Raw genomic sequence first — 16,013 nt, forward strand, 5'->3', positions numbered from 1 at the left:
ATCCGGCCGGCGCCGCCTCAGCGCGGCGCGTGCCGGTCCAGCACCGCGTCGGGCAGTTCCATGACCCGCCCGGCCCAGGTCCAGAGCAGCCAGCATTCCACCCGCCGGTCGGGAAACACCTGCCGCAACAGGCCGCGATAGGCCGCCATCTGCCGCAGATAGAGCGGATCAACGGCGGAAACCTCCTCCGGCGGCGGGCGGTTGGTCTTGTAGTCCAGCACCACCACGCGATCTGGCTGGATCAGCATGCGATCCACCTGGCCGGCCAGGGGATGCCCGGCCAGGCGCCCGGCGACCGGCGCCTCGGCCAGGGAATCCGGGCCAAAGGCGTCGCGCAGGCGCGGGTGGCGCATCAGCGTCAGCACCTCCCGCGCCGTGGCGTCCTGTTCCTCCGGCGACAGGCCGTGGCCGGGGCGACGCAGGAAGCGCATCGCCACCGCATCGCGCTCGGCATCCGGCGTGTCGGGCAGGTGCTGCAGCAGGGCGTGGATCAGCCGGCCGCGGCGGAACCGGTCGCCGGTCGGGTCGGTGCGGCCATGCGGCGCGGCGGTGGGCGTCTGCTCCTCGCCGGGCAGGGCGGAGGGGGAGAGGGTCAGCGCCTCGCTTTCCGGCGGCGCCGGGCGGCCGACCCATTCCGGCAGCGCGGCCTGGGCATCCCCCGCCACATGCGGCGCGTCGGAGCGCGGTGCCGCGGTCTGCGGGCTGTCCAGCCAGCGCAGGGGACCGCTGAAGCTGGCCTGCGGCGGGGCGTTGAAGGCGGCCGGCTCGAACGGCGCTTCGCGGGCGCCATGGAGGCGGGTGAAGCCCTGTGCCACCAGGTCGTACCAGGAGCCCGGCTTCGGATCGCCCCAGGCGCAGACCAGCAGCCGGTCCTCGGCGCGGGTCAGCGCCACGTAGAGCAGGCGGTTCTCCTCCGCGTCGCGCGCCGCGCCGTCGCTCTCCATCAGCGTGCTCCACGCCGGGGCGAAGAAATCGCGGCGCGAGCGCGGCGCCCAGAGCGGCATGGCGGGCGACGCCGTCTCGTCCCAGCGCAGCGGCTTCTCGCCGCGGCCGCTGCCGACATCGGGCAGGATCACGACGGGCGCCTGCAATCCCTTGGCGCCGTGCGCGGTCATCAGCCGGACCGCGTCGACGCCGGATTCCGCCTCGCGCTTCACTTCGGCGCCGCCGCGCCGCAGCCAGTGGACGAAGCCCTGCAGGGAGGGCGGGTAGCGCGCCTCGAACATCAGGGCGGCGTTCAGCACCTCGTCCAGCGGGTCGGCGGCATCGGGGCCGAGCCGTTCCAGCATGCGCCCGCGCCCGCCATGCTCGCCCAGCACCTCGGCCAGGATGGTGTGCGGCGTGGCGAGGTCGGCGCGGTCGGACAGGTCGGCCAGCCATTCGGCGGCGCGGCCGGCCGGGGTGTCGCTGCCGCGCTGGGCCATCAGCCGCCACCACAGCGGCTTGGCGCCGCGCGTGGTGGACAGCGTGAACAGTTCCGCCTCGTCGACGTTGCAGAGCGGGCTCTTGAGCACGGCGGCGAGCTGCAGGTCGTCCTCCGGCAGCAGCAGCACGTCGCACAGCGCCAGCAGGTCCTGCACCGCGATCTGCTCGATCAGCCGCAGCCGGTCGAGCCCGCCCACCGGCACGCCGCGCGCCTTCAGGGCGCGCACCAGCAGCGCCGAGAACGCCGTGCGCCGGCGCAGCAGCACCAGGATGTCGCCTGGGCGGATCGGCCGGTCGCCGCGCGCCGGCAGGCGTTCCTCGCGGATCATGCGGGCGATGCGGGCGGCCAGCGATTCCGCCAGCAGCGCCATGGCGTTGGCCTCGGCCACCGGCTCGTCCGGCACCTGCCAGGGTTCCAGCTCCGCCTTGTCGGGCGGCGCCAACGGCGGCCAGATCTCCACCAGCCCGGCCTCGCCCTCGCGGTCGGCGCGGTGCGCCAGGATGCCGTTCCCGCCGATCACGCCGCGCCGCGCCGCGCCGTCGGAGAACACCGCATCCACCAGTGCCAGCACCGGCGCGGTGGAGCGGAAGGAGACGTTCAGCGGCACCGAGGTGAACTGCGCCTCCGCCTCGGCCACGGCCTGGGCGAAGTGTTGTTCCCAGCGCGCGAAGCCGGCGGCGTCGGCGCCCTGGAAGCTGTAGATCGACTGCTTCTCGTCACCCACGGCGAAGATGGTGCGCTGCGTGCCGTCCTCGCGCGTGCCCTGGCCGGCGAAGAATTCCTCGGCCAAGCGCGCGGCGATGTCCCATTGCGCGGAATTGCTGTCCTGCGCCTCGTCGAGCAGCAGGTGGTCGAGCCCGCCATCCAGCTTGTACAGCACCCAGGCGCTGCCCGGATCCTGCAGCAGCCGGCGCGCAGCCTGGATCAGGTCGTCGAAATCCACCGCGCCGATGCGGCTCTTGCGCGCCGCATAGCCGTCCAGCACCGGCTGGGCGAGGGCCAGCAGCGCCAGCGTCGCGCGGTGCAGCCGCCAGGCCTTGCGGGTTTCCTCCACCTCGCGGACGCGCTCGGCTTCCTCGGCCAGCAGGGACTGGCATTCGGAATGGTTCTTGCCGAGGCCGCCCTTGGTGGCGAGCGATTTCCGGCAGCTGCCCTCGGTGGTCAGGAAGATCGCTGACCATTCTTCCCAGCGCGCCACGCGGGATTCCACCGCCAGCGCGACCCAGGCGCGGATCTGCGCGCCGCGCCGCTGGTCATTCTCGTTGCTGCTGCCGGCCAGCATGCCGGCGGCGCGCACCATGGCGGTGTCGATGCGCGCGCAGGCGGAATGCAGCGCTTCCTCCTCCTGCCCGTCGCGCGGCAGGCCGAGGCGGCGGCGCAGCGCGGCGTCGCAGCCGGCGAGGCCACCTGAGGCGCGGATCGCCTCGGCCAGCTTCTCGCGCTCGGCCACCAGGGTACGCAGCGTGTCGGCGAAATCCTCCGCCGAGCCGAGGCCGGCCATGGCCTCGATGGCGTCGAGCGGCAGCCGGCCGGAGGACAGCGCCGCCTCGCGCGCCTCGGCCAGCATGGCGTTGGCGTCGCTTTCCTCCACCAGGCGGAATTGCGGCGGCAGCCCGGCTTCCAGCGGAAAGCCGCGCAGCAGCGACTGGCAGAAGGCGTGGATGGTGTTGATGCGCATGCCGCCCGGCAGGTCCAGCACGGCGGCGAACAGGCCGCGCGCGCGGCTGCGCAGTTCCGCATCCGGCGGGCTGCCGGTCAGCGACAGCAGGCTGCGGTCGAGATCCATCTCCTCGGCCACCGCCCATTCGCCGAGGCGGCGGGCCAGGCGTGTCGCCATCTCGGCGGCGGCCGCCTTGGTGAAGGTCAGGCAGAGCAGGCGATTGGGCCGCGCGCCGGGGCGCAGCAGCAGGCGCAGCACCCGGTCGGTCAGCACCTTGGTCTTGCCCGAGCCGGCGGACGCGCCCACCCAGGCGGAGAAGACCGGGTCGGAGGCGCGGCGCTGCGCATCCTGCGCGGCGGCCCGGGGCGAGAGGGCGGGGGACAGGGCGGTGCTCATTCCTCGCCCGCCGTGCCCCATTCGGCGACGCGCGCCAGGTGGTCATGGTCGGAGCGCTGCGGGGTGCGGCGCGGATGCGGCCGGGCCACGAAGCGCCGGCGTTCCAGCAGGAAGCCGCGCACCAGCGCCTCGGTGTTGTCCAGCGCATCGGCGGCCAGCGCGCCGGGATCGCCCTTCACCGGCTTCACCTCGCCCGGCGTGGCGCCGCCGGTGAGCCGCCAATAGGTCAGGGCGGAGACGGGGCGCGCGGGCACGGCGCGGCCGGGGCGGAGAAATCCGCCGGCGGCGGCGATGGCGGCTTCCAGCGGCATCTGCGGCGCGCGGCCTTCCTCCACATCCTTGTGTCCCGGCGGCGTGCCGGTCTTATAGTCGATGATGGCCAGCGTGCCGTCGGCCAGCTCGTCGATGCGGTCGGCGCGCACCTTGAGGTCCACCGCGCCGCCGGCGATGGGCAGGCGGCCGGGCATCTCGGCATGGCGGCGGCGGATGCGCTCGCCGGATTGCGCGGCCTCCTCCTCCGCCACCACGAAGCCGCCGATGCGGCGCAGGCGGGGGCGCCAGAAGGCCAGCAGCCCGGGGCGGGCGGCGGCCTCGGCCAAGGCTTCCTCGGCCGCCTCGTCGAACCATTGGCGGGCCAGGGCGGTGCCGGGCCAGCCGCCGGGCGTTTCGTCCAGCCGCCGGGTCCAGCGCGCCATGGCGTCATGCACCAGCTGGCCGTAATCGGCGGCGCCGACCTCGGCATCCAGCGGGTCGAACGGGCTCAGCTTCAGCACGCGGCGGGCATAGAAGCCGTAGGGGTCGGCCATCAGCTCGGCCACCTCGGTGACGCTGATCTCGCGCGGGCGGGCCTCGGGCGGCGGGGCGGGGGCCGGGCGCGGGCAGGGGCGCACCGCGTCCGGCATGTCGAGCCGCGCGGCCCACAGCACGGCCGGGCTGCGCGGCAGCGACAGGCCGCTGCCGGGCGCGTTGCGGCGCGGGTCCCATTGCCCGGCCAGAAAGGTTTCGAGCCGCGTCAGCCAGCGCGAGGGAACGGTGGGCGCGCCGGCCCGCTTGCGCGCGCGGGACAGCACCACGCGCGGCGCCGAGGACGCGGCCAGCATGAAATCGGCGGCCACGCGTCCGATGCGCGCCTCGGGCTCCGGCAGGCCGAAATCCTGGCGCATCGGCCGGCTCATCCAGGGGCCGGGATCGGTGGCCTGCGGCCAGACGCCTTCCTCCAGGCTGCCCAGCACGGCGAGGTCGAAATCCTGCAGCCGCGCTTCCAGCAGGCCGAGGATGGCGATGCGCGGGTGCCGCCCGCCTTCCTTGCCGCGGCTCATGCGCACGCTGGGCGCGGCCGGGCCGGCCAGCAGCGCGTCGAACAGGGCGGGCCAGCCGGCGCCGCCCATGGGCGGCAATTCGCGCAGCGCCGGCGGCAGGTTGGCGAGATGCACGGCCAGCGGCTCGCCTTCCTCCCCGGCATACAGGCGCATGCCGCCGGGACGGCTGTCGGTGGACGCCAGGCGCTCGGCGGCGGCCAGGTGGCAGGCCAGCAGGTCGGCGGGCGGCCGGGCCGGGCTGTCCGGCAGCTCGGCGAACCCATCCAGTGCGGTGTCCAGCGCGTCGAGCAGCCGGGTGACGCGGGCCAGCAGGCCGGCATCCTGCTCGCGGCGAAAGGCCTCGGCCGCGCGGGCGCGCAGGCCGGGCAGGCCGGGGGCGGGGCGCGGCCCGCGCAGGGCGCGGCGTTCCAGCAGGCGCACCGCCTCCATCCATTCCGGCCGCGCCATGCCGCCGGCGCAGAGCGGGTGCTTCAGCAGGGCCAGCAGCGGCACCGGCGCGAAGCCCTGCGACACCGCCTCCGCGATCAGGCGCAGAAAGGCGCCGGTGGGGGTTTCGCCCAGGGGCTGGCCGGCGGAATCGTCGGCCAGCACGCCGTGGCGGGTCAGCTCCGCGGCGACGCGGCGGCCCAGCTCGCGGTCCGGGGTGATCAGCGCGGCGCGGGCGCCCGGGGTTTCCAGCGCCTCGCGCAGCAACAGGGCGATGGCCACCGCCTCGCCCTGCACGTCCGGCGCCTCGATCAGCGACAGGCCCTGCAGCGCGGGCTGCCAGAATTCGGGGCGGCGCTTCAGCCAGGCCTCGATGCCATGCGCCGGGCGCAGCGAGCAGCACAGCAGCTCGGCCCGGCGGTGCAGAGCGAGGTCGTCTTCCCCAAGGCCGGGCCACAGGATCAGGTCGTCCGGCGTCGCGTCCATGGCGGAGAGCAGCCGCACCTGCCCGGCCAGCGGGTGGGTCGGGCTTTCCTTGATGGCTTCCCAGAGCTGCGAGGAGGTGACCTCCCCCGCGCCATGCATCACCACCGCGCCGTTCGGCATGGTGGCGACCACGCGCAACAGCTCGGCGGCGGCGGGAATGGTGCCGCCGGCGCCGATGCCGGCGGCGATCACCGGGTGCGCCGGCGGGTTCTCGCGCCACAGCGCAGCCTGGGCGCGCAGTGCGGCGACGCGGCGCGGGCCGATATCCATCAGCCCCTGTTCCCCGAGCCAGGCTTCCCACGCATCCAGCACGCCGCGCAGAAAGGCCAGCGTCACCTGCCAGTGGGTGGCGAATTCCTCCGGCACCAGGTCCGACAGCTTGCCGTCATCGCAGCCTTCCAGCGCGGTCTCATCCATCAGCTCGGCCAGGGCGGCGGCGAGGCCCCAGGCCTGTTCCGGCGTGTTGGGGCCGCCGAAGCGGGCCGGCAGGCGCAGCACCATGGCGGTCAGCGCCGCCTGCCGTCGCGCCGCATCCACCGCCGGCGGCAGGTCGAGCAGGGTGGGGAGGGAGAGCTCGTCCGCTTCCTCGGTGCTCAGGCCGGACAGGGCCCGCATGCGCGGCAGCAGCAGGGTCTGGCCGTTGGCCTGTTCCAGGAAGGCCTCGCGCAGCGCCAGGGCGGCGCGGCGCGTCGGCAGCAGAATGGTGGTGCGGGACAGAGCCAGCGGGTCGTCGGTGTCGACCATGCCGAGCACGCCGCGCGCCAGGCAGGGCAGGAAGGGCTGGTGCGCCGGAATCTCGTAGAGCCGCATGGCCGCGCAGGATAGCGGGGCGGCCCAGCCCATGCCAGCGTTTCCGCTTCGTTCCGGAATCGGGCTTGTTGTCTTTAAGAATGAATTGCATTACGGACGGCGAACCGCCCGCTGACTGCCCAGGATCCCCGAACCATGCGTCATGCCCCCCGTGCCTCGCGGCGCGCCACCTTGCTGCTGTGCGCCACCGCCCTGTGCGCGCCCGCCCTGGCCTGGGCGCCCTCCGCGGCGCGGGCCCAGGGCGTGGCCAGCATGCCGGAAGGCACGCTGGTGCTGCCGGAGATCGACGTCGAGGCGCAGGGCGAGCGGGCGCTGGACCCGATCCGCGGCTACGTCGCCAGCCAGGAGATCACCGGCACCAAGACCGACACGCCGCTGATCGAGAACCCGCAATCCATCTCGGTGATCCCGCGCGACCAGATCGATGCGCGCCAGGCGCAGACGCTGGGCGAGGCGCTGCGCTACACCGCTGGCGTGCGCGGCGAGAACTACGGCACCGACAGCCGCACCGACTGGTTCCAGCTGCGCGGCTTCAACGCGCAGGACAACGGCATTTTCCTGAACGGCCTGCGCTACAACACCGGCTATGCCGGCTCGATGTTCGAGACCTACGGGCTGGAGCGCTACGAGGTGCTGCGCGGCCCGACCTCCGTGCTGTACGGCCAGATCGCGCCGGGCGGGCTGGTCAACATGGTGCAGCGTCGGCCGACGGATTTCGAGCAGGGCGAGGTTCGCCTCACCGCCGGCAGCAACAACCGCCTCCAGGGCCAGGGCTTCGCCAGCGGCAAGCTGACCGAGGACGGCTCGCTGCTCTACGGCTTCACCGGCCTGCTGCGCGACTCCGACACCGCGGTCGACAATGTCGAGGATGACCGGATCTTCGTGGCGCCCACGGTGACGTGGCGCCCGACCGACAACACCTCGCTCACCGTGCTCGGCTATTACCAGCGCGACCGCACCTCGGGAAACCAGTTCCTGCCTTATGAGGGCACGGTGACGCGCACGCCGTTCGGCCGCATCTCCCGCGACCGCTTCACCGGGGAGGAGGATTTCGACCGCTTCGATCGCACCCAGTGGGGCATCGGCTATGAGCTGTCGTACCGCTTCAACAATGTCTGGTCGGTGCAGCAGAACCTGCGCTACGCCGAAACCGAGATCCGCTGGGACCAGGTGTATGGCGGCGGGCTGCGGGCGGACCAGCGCACGCTGGAGCGCTTCGCCTACCGCGCGAACATCAATGTCGGCACCTTCCAGGTGGACAACCAGGTGAAGGCCGAGTTCACCACCGCCGGCATCCGCCACACCCTGCTGGGCGGCTTCGACTACAGCCAGGTGAACTACCGCAATGCGCAATCCTTCGCCTTCGCGCCGGGCCTCGACCTGTTCGCGCCGGTGTATGGCAGCCCGCTTCCGGCGCTGACCGTGCCCTACGACAATGTGCGCCAGGTCAACACGCAGTACGGCGTGTACCTGCAGGACCAGATCCGCTTCGACCGCCTCGTGGTCACCGCCGGCATCCGGCAGGACTGGGCCTATTCCGACATCGATGATCGCGACGCGGGCGGCGTGCGCAGCCAGCAGAACGACCAGGCCTTCACCTGGCGCGCCGGCATCCTGTACCTGACCGATGTGGGCCTCGCGCCCTATGCCAGCTATGCCCGGTCCTTCCAGCCGCAGATCGGCACGGATGGCAGCGGCGTCGCCCGGGGCTGGGAGCCGCTGGAGGGCGAGCAATACGAGGTGGGCCTGAAGTTCCAGCCGAATGGCGTGCGCTCCTTCGTGCAGCTGGCGGCCTTCCACCTGACGCAGCAGAACACCCTGACGCCGGACCCGGTCAACCCCTTCGACCAGGTGGCGGTGGGCGAGATCCGCGTGCGCGGCGTGGAGCTGGAAGGCGTGGCGGAACTCGGCAACGGCGTCAGCCTGGTGGGCAGCGTGACGCTGCTCGATCCGGAGATCACCCGCAGCAACACCGCCGCCGAGGTGGGCGAGCGGCCGGCCGGCGTGTCCAAGACCAATGCCGGGCTGTATGGCGAATACAGCTTCGCCGGCTTTTCCGGCCCGCTGTCCGGCCTGACGCTGGGCCTCGGCACGCGCTACCTCGGCAACACCACCTCCGTCGCGGGCGGCAATGTGGTGCCTTCCACCACGCTGTTCGACGCGGCGCTGCGCTATGATTTCGGCGCCATCAGCGAGCGGGCGAAGGGGCTGAGCTTCAACCTCACCGCCGCCAACCTGGCCGACACCCGCTACGTGTCGCGCTGCTCGGGCGATACCGGCTGCTTCTACGGCAACCGGCTGAACGTGCTGGGCAGCCTCGCCTATCGCTGGTGAGAAGCGGGGCGGCATTCGCCGTCCCTAAACCCGGCATTAACGACTCTCCCCTAGGGTGGCGCTTCTGCATGCCAGAGGCGCCCCCCCGATGAGCGACACCACCCTTTCCTCCCTCCCGCATTCCCTGTCTGAGCGGGAGCCCCGGCCATCCTTCGCCAAGGGCTTGTTGTTCGGCATCGGCTTCAGCCTGCCGATCTGGGGCGCGATCGGCCTGGTGGTGCGCCGCGCCTTCTTCTGAGGGCGCGGGAACGAGGCAGAGGGTCAACAACGCCGCGGCCTGCCACGCCTCGTTCCGACCGGGGCCGCACCGCATGAGCACCGGGCATTCCCTGCCGATTCTGGTTCCCTGCCCGCCGCCGAGCGCTCACCCGGCCCGCGCTGAGCCGGCCGGGCGCCTCACCACATGCTGTGCCGGGCGCGCTCCGGCCAGGCGCGGTCATACTCGTCCCCGCCGACGCGGCCGGCGCTGAGCTCGGCCAGGATCTGCCCCGGCGTCGGCAGCGAGGCCGGATCGGCGTGCCGCGCCGCATCCCACAGCCCGGCGCGCAGGATGGCGCGGGCGCATTGGAAATAGATGTCCCGCACCGTCACCAGCAGCACGGTGCGCGGCGGCTTGCCATCCACCGCCAGGCTGTCCAGCAGGGCGGGATCGTCCTCGACCACCGCTTCCCCATTGACGCGCAGCGCATTGCCGCTGCCCGGGATCAGGAACATCAGCGCCACGCGCGGGTCGCGCACCACGTTGCGCAGGCTGTCGATGCGGTTGTTGCCGCGCCGGTCGGGCAGCAGCAGGGTGCGGTCGTCCCGCACCACCGCCACCTGGCCGCGGTCGCCGCGCGGCGAGCAATCCAGCCCCTCGGGGCCCACCGTCGCCAGCGCCATGAAGGGCGCCGCCTCGATCATGCGGCGATAGGCGGGGATGACGCGGTCGGTCACCTTGGCGGTGGACGCCTCGCCGATCTCGTCGAGGCGTCCATAGATCGCCTCCAGCGCCGCGATGCTGCGGATGACGGCCATGACCTGTTCCCTCCTGCCGGGGTGAGAGCAAGAGGTATAGACAAGTTCAGCGCACCCCGGAACCGGCGCGGACGTGACCGTTGCGTGTCAGCGTTCCCGCCGCAGCAGCTCCGCCAGCGAATGCATGATGGCGGCGGTGGCGCCCCAGATGTAGTGCCGCGCATGCGGCCACACGGCGAAGGAGCGGCGCTCCCCCTTCCAGATGGCGGTGCGGGTTTCCGGCAGCGCGGGGTCGAGCAGCGAGGCCAGCTCGTATTCGAAGGCCAGCTCCACCTCATCCGGCGAGGGCGTCAGGTTCAACGGCGGCTCCAGCAGCGCCAGGACCGGCGTGATGTGGTAGCCGGTTCCGGTGACCAGCCCCGGCAGGCGCCCGGTGACGCGCGGCAGGCGCGGATCCAGCCCGACCTCCTCCGCCGCCTCGCGCAGCGCCGCCTGCTCGGGGGTTTCGCCGGGCTCGATGCGGCCGCCGGGAAACGACACCTGCCCGGCATGGCTGGACAGCGCCGCGGCGCGCAGCGTCAGCAGCAGGGTGGGCTCGGGATGCAGCACCACCGGCACCAGCACGGCGCTGGCCTTGCCCTCCGCCGGGCCCGCCTGCGGGAAGCAGCGGGACGGATCGGAGAGCCGCCGCGCCACTTCCGCCGCGTCCAGGGTGACGGCGGCGGAAACGGAAGCGCCGCTCACTCCGCCGCGGCGCTCACCGCGCTGTCGCTGGGCACCTCGTCGATCGGAAAGAACACCCCCTCGCTCCAGACGCCGAGGGTTTCGCGGCCGGCCAGGGATTCCGGCTCCGCCAGGGCCACCAGCTCGTAGAACACGGCGCGGTTGATGCGGGCCTCGAGTCCTGGCCGCACCATCACGTAGGGGCGCGGCTGCCGGGTGCGCGGGTCGATGGTGACGCGGATCGGGTGGTCGGCGTCGGCGGTCACCATTTCATCGAGATTGGTGCGGAAGGTGAGGCATTGCCGGCCCTCGCAGCGGCGCCAGAACACCTCCACGGCGACGAAGGGCGCGTCCTCCACCTCAATGCGGCCGCGCTCCACCGGGGTTTCCAGCCAATAGGAGCCGTCCGGCTCGCGCCGCAGCACGGAGGAGAACAGGCACACCAGCTCCTTCCGCCCGATCGGGCTGCCCTTGTAGTGCCAGGAGCCGTCGCGGGCGATACGCATCTGGAAATCGCCGCAATCGCGCTTCGGGCGGCCGTTCGGCGCCGCGGGTCGTGGCGGCTTCTTCTGGCTGGGGCAGCAGGACTGGCCAGGCTGCTGGCCGTGATCCTGGCTGGTGCCGGATTGTTTCAGTGCTTCGTCCACACGCCCGACGGGCATAGGCTTCCCCTTGCAGGCTAACGCGAGGCCGCAGCGGGCTGGCCATTGCGGACCGGCCCACCAAATGTATCGGCGTGTATATAAGGAGGCCATGGGGCATGGTTGAAGTGGCGGACCACAACGATCCCAATATCCTTCCCAATGTGCTGCTGGGCGAGGTCGAGGCGCTGGGCACCCGCCTGGCGCGGGTGCGGGAGGCGGTGGGCCGCGTCATCTTCGGCCAGCCCGAGGTGGTGGAGCAGGTTCTCATCACCATCCTGTCCGGCGGACACGTGCTGCTGGTGGGCGTGCCGGGCCTGGGCAAGACCAAGCTGGTGGAAACGCTGGGCACGGTGCTGGGGCTGGACGAGAGCCGCGTCCAGTTCACCCCCGACCTGATGCCGGCCGACATCCTGGGCTCCGAGGTGCTGGAGGAAGGCGAGGGCGGCCGCCGCGCCTTCCGCTTCATCAAGGGCCCGGTGTTCTGCCAGCTGCTGATGGCGGACGAGATCAACCGCGCCTCGCCCCGCACCCAGTCGGCGCTGCTGCAGGCCATGCAGGAGCGCAAGGTGGCGATCGCCGGTCAGGCGCATCCGCTGCCCGCGCCCTTCCATGTGCTGGCGACGCAGAACCCAATCGAGCAGGAGGGCACCTATCCGCTGCCCGAGGCGCAGCTCGACCGCTTTCTGCTGGAGGTGGAGGTCACTTACCCCGACGAGGCGGCGGAGCGCGCCATGCTGCTGGCCACCACCGGCGCGGCCGAGGCGCGGGCGCTGAATGCCATGAGCGCGGCCGAGCTGGTGGCGGCGCAGGGGCTGATCCGCCGCATCCCGGTATCCGCCCAGGTGCTGGACGCCATCCTGAAGCTGGTGCGCGGCGCCCGCCCCGAAACCGCCGAGCTGCCGATGATCCGCCAGCACCTGGCCTGGGGCCCCGGGCCGCGCGCCGCCCAGGCGCTGATGCTGGCCGCCCGCGCCCGTGCCGTGCTGGATGGCCGGCTGGCCCCCTCGATCGAGGATGTGATCGCCCTGGCCGAGCCGGTGCTGCGCCACCGCATGGCGCTGAACTTCTCCGCCCGCGCCGACGGGGTGAAGCTGCAGGAGGTGATCGGCGCCCTGAAGAACAGCCTTGGCTGAGCCCCGCGGCGCCTCCTCCCCGGCCTCCTCTGCTGGCACCTCCGCGCTGCGCGCCGAGGCGCTGGCCGGCCGCCTGCCGCCGCTGGTGGTGGCCGCCGAGCGGGTCGCGGCCACCGTGATGCAGGGCGTGCATGGCCGCCGGCGGGCCGGGCAGGGCGACGCCTTCTGGCAGTTCCGCCCCTATGCCCCCGGCGATTCGGTGAACCGCATCGATTGGCGGCAGAGCGCCAAGTCGGACCGGCTGTTTCTGCGCGAAACCGAGTGGGAGGCGGCGCAGAGCGTCGCGCTGTGGCGCGATGCCGGGCCCACCATGGCGTGGCGCGGCGGCGCCGACCGCCCGCAGAAGGGCGAGCGGGCGGAGATGCTGCTGCTGGCGCTCGCCTCCCTGCTGCTGCGCGGCGGCGAGCGGGTGCGGCTGCTGGGCGAGCGGCGCGCCTATGCCGGGCGCGGCGCCATGGCCTCCCTGGCCGAGGCGCTGGGCCGCCACCGGCCCGGCCCGGCCGATGACGGCCTGCCGCGCCATGCCCGCGCCGTGCTGTTCGGCGATTTCCTGCAGCCGCTGGAGGAGACCCGCGCGGCGGTGGCGGCGCTGGCGGCGCGCGGCGTGCGCGGCCATCTGCTGCAGGTGCTCGACCCGGCCGAGGAAACCCTGCCCTATGCCGGCCGCATCCGCTTCGAGGGATTGCTGGCCGAGCAGCCGCTGTTGCTGCCGCGCGTCGAGGGGGTGCGCGAGCTTTACGCCGAACGGCTGGCGGCGCACCGTGCCGGGCTGCAGGCCATCGCCGCTGCCGCCGGCTGGCGCTTCGCCACCCACCGCACCGACGCGCCGCCCGAGGCGGCGCTGCTCGGGTTGTGGACCGCCCTGGCACCCCAGGGGCACTGAGCCCATGTCGGCATGGTGAATGCGTGAGGAACCCGATGGCATGATGGTCCCGACATGATGAACCTGGGTCCGGTCGGCTTCGTGGTTCCCTGGCTGCTGCTGGCGCTGCCGGCGCTGCCGCTGATCTGGTGGCTGCTGCGGGTGACGCCGCCTGCCCCCCGGCGCCAGTTCTTTCCGGCGCTGCGCCTGCTGCGCGACCTGCCGGCCCCCGAGGAAACCCCCGCCCGCACGCCCTGGTGGCTGCTGCTGCTGCGCCTCGCCGCCGCGGCGCTGATCGTGCTTGGGCTGGCCCGGCCGGTCTGGGCGCCGGGCGCCGGGGCCGCCGGGGAAGGGCCGCTGCTGGTGGTGGTGGATGATGGCTGGCCGGCCGGCGCCGATTGGCCGGCCCGCATCGCCGCCGCCCAGGCCGCCCTCGACCAGGCGGCGCGCGAAGGCCGCCGCGCCGCCCTGCTGACCACCGCCCCGCCCGAGAATGCCGAGCCGCTGCGCGCCACCGCCCTGATGCCGGCCGAGGAATTGCGCCCGCGCCTGGCCGCGCTGCGCCCCAAGCCCTGGGTGCCCGACCGCGCCGCCGCCCTGGCCGCCCTGGCCGCCTGGCGGCAGGATCATGCCGGCGGCTTCTCGGCGCTGTACCTGGCCGATGGCGTGGAGCACCAGGCCGAGGGCGACGGCTTCACGCCGCTGGCCCGGGCGCTGGCTGATGCCGGGCCGCTCACGATGGCGCGGGCCGAAGGGCGCCCGTCCCGCCTGCTGCTGCCGCCGCGCGCCGAGCCGGACCGGCTGCACCTCGCCTTGCGCCAGACCCCTTCCGCCGCGGCGGGGGAGGTGGCGGTGCTGGCCCGCACCGGCGATGGCCGGGCGCTTGCCCGCGCCATGGTGCCGGTGGCGGCCGGGGCGGTGGAAGGCGAGGCCTCGCTCGACCTGCCGCTGGAAATTCGCAATCAGATCATCCGGCTGGAGATCGAGGGCGAGGACACCGCCGGCGCCGCGGTGCTGCTGGACGAGCGCTTCCGCCGCCGCCCCGTGGGCCTGATCGGCCCCTCCGAGCAGGGGGCGGTGACGCCGCTGATCGGTCCGCTCTTCTACCTGGACCGGGCGCTGTCACCCTTTGCCGAGCTGCGCCAGGGCAGCATCGAGCAGCTCCTGTCCCGCCAGCTGGCGGTGCTGGTGCTGGCCGACCGGCCGGTGGCGGAAGGCGCCGAGCGCACCGCCCTGGCGCGCTGGGTGGAAGGCGGCGGCACGCTGATCCGCTTCGCCGGCCCACGCCTGGCGGAGAACCCCGACCCGCTGCTGCCCGTGCGCCTGCGCGCCGGGGAGCGGCAGCTGGGCGGCGCGCTGTCCTGGGAACAGCCGCAGACCCTGGCGCCCTTTGCCGAAACTTCGCCCTTTGCCGGGCTCCTGCCGCCGGAGGAGGTCACCGTCGCCTCCCAGGTGCTGGCGGAGCCGGGGCCGCTGCTGTCTGATCGCACCTGGGCGCGGCTGGCCGACGGCACGCCGCTGGTCACCGCGGAATCGCGCGGCGCCGGGCGCATCGTGCTGTTTCACGTCACGGCGAATGCGGAATGGTCGAACCTTCCGCTGTCCGGCCTGTTCATCGACATGTTGCGTCGCGTGGTGGCGCTGTCCTCCGGCGTGGCCGGGGCGGAAGGGGAGGCGCCGCTGGCACCGATCGAGACCATGGACGGCTTCGGGCGGCTCGGCCCGGCCCCCGGCGGCACCGCCGCCATTGCCGCCAACCAGCTGGCAGGGACCCGGCCCGGACCGCGCCACCCGCCCGGCTGGTACGGTGTGCCGGGCGAGGGCGGCGAGCGGCGGGCGCTGAACCTGTCCGCCGGATTGCCTTCAGTGCGCGCCGCCGCCGCGCCACCGGCCGGCGCGGCGCTGCTGGCGATCGGCGGCGTGCCGCAGGAGCGCGACCTCGGCCCCTGGCTGCTCGGTGCGGCGCTGCTGCTGCTGGCGGTGGACCTGGTGCTGTCGCTGGTGCAGCGCGGGCTGCTCGGGCGCGGCGCGCGGCTCGCCGTGCTGCTGCCGCTGCTGTGGCTGGCGGTCCCGGTCCAGGGGCAGGGGCAGGGGCAGGCCTGGGCGCAGCCCGCCGATCCCGCCGCCATGCCGCTGGCCACCCGCATCGGCTACGTCGCCAGTGGTGACCCATCGGTGGATGATGCGGTGCGCATGGGGCTCACCGGCCTGTCGGACTACGTCAACCGCCGCACCGCCGCCGCCCTGGCCGAGCCGGTGGCGGTGCGGCCCGGCGAGGACGACCTGTCCTTCCTGCCGCTGCTTTACTGGGCGGTGACCGCGCAGGGCGCCGAGCCGGGGCAGGCCGCGCTGCAGGCGCTGAACACCTATATGCGCCAGGGCGGCATCATCCTGTTCGACACGCGGGACGAAGGCTCGGGCGAGGGCTATTCGCCCGGCGCGCGCGACGCGCTGCAGCGCCTGACGCGCGGCCTCGACATCCCGCCGCTCACCCCCGTCTCGCCCGAGCATGTGCTGACCCGCTCCTTCTACCTGCTGCCGCCCGAGCTGCCCGGCCGCTTCGCCGGCGGGCAGGTCTGGGTGTCGCGCAACGAGGACCGGGCGAATGACAGCGTCACCCCCGTGATCATCGGCGGGCATGACTGGGCGGGGGCCTGGGCGGTGGATGCGCGCGGCTCCAACCCCTTTGCCGCCGTGCCGGGCGGGGCGCGGCAACGGACGCTGGCCTACCGCTTCGGCGTCAACCTCGTGATGTACGCGCTGACCGGCAACTACAAGGGCGATCAGGTGCATGTGCCGGCCATCCTGGAAAGGCTGGGGAATTGACCATCCCCGCC

The 16,013-nt window shown here is 73.5% G+C and carries 10 protein-coding genes; 5 read left to right on the top strand and 5 right to left on the bottom strand.

The genetic code is table 11. The features are described from left to right. Positions 1-17 precede the first annotated feature (17 nt). Together addA and addB are read right to left on the bottom strand one after the other, a co-directional pair. Positions 18-3,482, bottom strand: a complete 3,465-nt coding sequence (gene addA, locus D2K64_RS11035) for a double-strand break repair helicase AddA (protein ID WP_238384136.1) — start codon at positions 3,480-3,482, stop codon at positions 18-20. Further along, entirely contained in the window at positions 3,479-6,556 is a 3,078-nt protein-coding gene (gene addB, locus D2K64_RS11040; protein WP_238384137.1) for a double-strand break repair protein AddB, read from the bottom strand. The genes addA and addB overlap by 4 nt, the downstream gene beginning before the upstream one ends. 102 nt (positions 6,557-6,658) lie before the next feature. On the opposite strand from addB, the gene D2K64_RS11045 reads away from it, so the two are divergent. Both D2K64_RS11045 and D2K64_RS25080 read left to right on the top strand, forming a co-directional pair. Further along, entirely contained in the window at positions 6,659-8,857 is a 2,199-nt protein-coding gene (locus tag D2K64_RS11045; protein WP_120008410.1) for a TonB-dependent siderophore receptor, read from the top strand. 88 nt (positions 8,858-8,945) lie between these two features. Further along, positions 8,946-9,095 carry a hypothetical protein gene (locus D2K64_RS25080; protein ID WP_202910630.1) on the top strand — a complete coding sequence of 50 codons (150 nt, stop codon included), beginning with the start codon at positions 8,946-8,948 and terminating at the stop codon, positions 9,093-9,095. 158 nt (positions 9,096-9,253) lie between these two features. Here the strand turns inward: D2K64_RS25080 and D2K64_RS11050 are convergent, their stop codons facing one another. From D2K64_RS11050 to D2K64_RS11060, 3 genes are all read right to left on the bottom strand, one after another. Next, on the bottom strand, positions 9,254-9,874 hold the full coding sequence (locus D2K64_RS11050; protein ID WP_120008411.1) for a pyridoxamine 5'-phosphate oxidase family protein: 621 nt from the start codon (positions 9,872-9,874) through the stop codon (positions 9,254-9,256). 87 nt (positions 9,875-9,961) lie between these two features. Next, positions 9,962-10,558 carry an NUDIX hydrolase gene (locus D2K64_RS11055; RefSeq protein WP_202910631.1) on the bottom strand — a complete coding sequence of 199 codons (597 nt, stop codon included), beginning with the start codon at positions 10,556-10,558 and terminating at the stop codon, positions 9,962-9,964. Further along, entirely contained in the window at positions 10,555-11,199 is a 645-nt protein-coding gene (locus D2K64_RS11060; RefSeq protein WP_238384138.1) for a DUF1285 domain-containing protein, read from the bottom strand. Before D2K64_RS11060 ends, D2K64_RS11055 begins: the two co-directional genes overlap by 4 nt. 98 nt (positions 11,200-11,297) lie before the next feature. Here D2K64_RS11060 and D2K64_RS11065 point away from each other — a divergent pair, with 98 nt between their 5' ends. The 3 genes from D2K64_RS11065 to D2K64_RS11075 are packed head-to-tail and all read left to right on the top strand — an operon-like array spanning position 11,298 to position 16,002. Then, on the top strand, positions 11,298-12,314 hold the full coding sequence (locus D2K64_RS11065) for an AAA family ATPase (protein ID WP_120008412.1): 1,017 nt from the start codon (positions 11,298-11,300) through the stop codon (positions 12,312-12,314). Next, positions 12,307-13,197 (top strand): DUF58 domain-containing protein, encoded by an 891-nt coding sequence (locus tag D2K64_RS11070; protein ID WP_238384139.1) that lies wholly within the window; start codon positions 12,307-12,309, stop codon positions 13,195-13,197. Before D2K64_RS11065 ends, D2K64_RS11070 begins: the two co-directional genes overlap by 8 nt. Positions 13,198-13,251: 54 nt before the next feature. Continuing rightward, positions 13,252-16,002, top strand: a complete 2,751-nt coding sequence (locus D2K64_RS11075; RefSeq protein WP_202910632.1) for a DUF4159 domain-containing protein — start codon at positions 13,252-13,254, stop codon at positions 16,000-16,002. Positions 16,003-16,013: the final 11 nt, after the last annotated feature.

The organism is Teichococcus vastitatis (assembly GCF_003604215.1).
GTDB classification, from domain to species: Bacteria; Pseudomonadota; Alphaproteobacteria; order Acetobacterales; family Acetobacteraceae; genus Pseudoroseomonas; species Pseudoroseomonas vastitatis.

Coding starts and splice junctions, on each gene's coding strand:
- D2K64_RS11050 (WP_120008411.1), bottom strand. CDS start 9,874: ATGGCCGTCATCCGCAGCATCGCGGCGCTGGAGGCGATCTATGGACGC.
- addA (WP_238384136.1), bottom strand. CDS start 3,482: ATGAGCACCGCCCTGTCCCCCGCCCTCTCGCCCCGGGCCGCCGCGCAG.
- D2K64_RS25080 (WP_202910630.1), top strand. CDS start 8,946: ATGAGCGACACCACCCTTTCCTCCCTCCCGCATTCCCTGTCTGAGCGG.
- D2K64_RS11065 (WP_120008412.1), top strand. CDS start 11,298: ATGGTTGAAGTGGCGGACCACAACGATCCCAATATCCTTCCCAATGTG.
- D2K64_RS11045 (WP_120008410.1), top strand. CDS start 6,659: ATGCGTCATGCCCCCCGTGCCTCGCGGCGCGCCACCTTGCTGCTGTGC.
- D2K64_RS11060 (WP_238384138.1), bottom strand. CDS start 11,199: ATGCCCGTCGGGCGTGTGGACGAAGCACTGAAACAATCCGGCACCAGC.
- addB (WP_238384137.1), bottom strand. CDS start 6,556: ATGGGCTGGGCCGCCCCGCTATCCTGCGCGGCCATGCGGCTCTACGAG.
- D2K64_RS11075 (WP_202910632.1), top strand. CDS start 13,252: ATGATGAACCTGGGTCCGGTCGGCTTCGTGGTTCCCTGGCTGCTGCTG.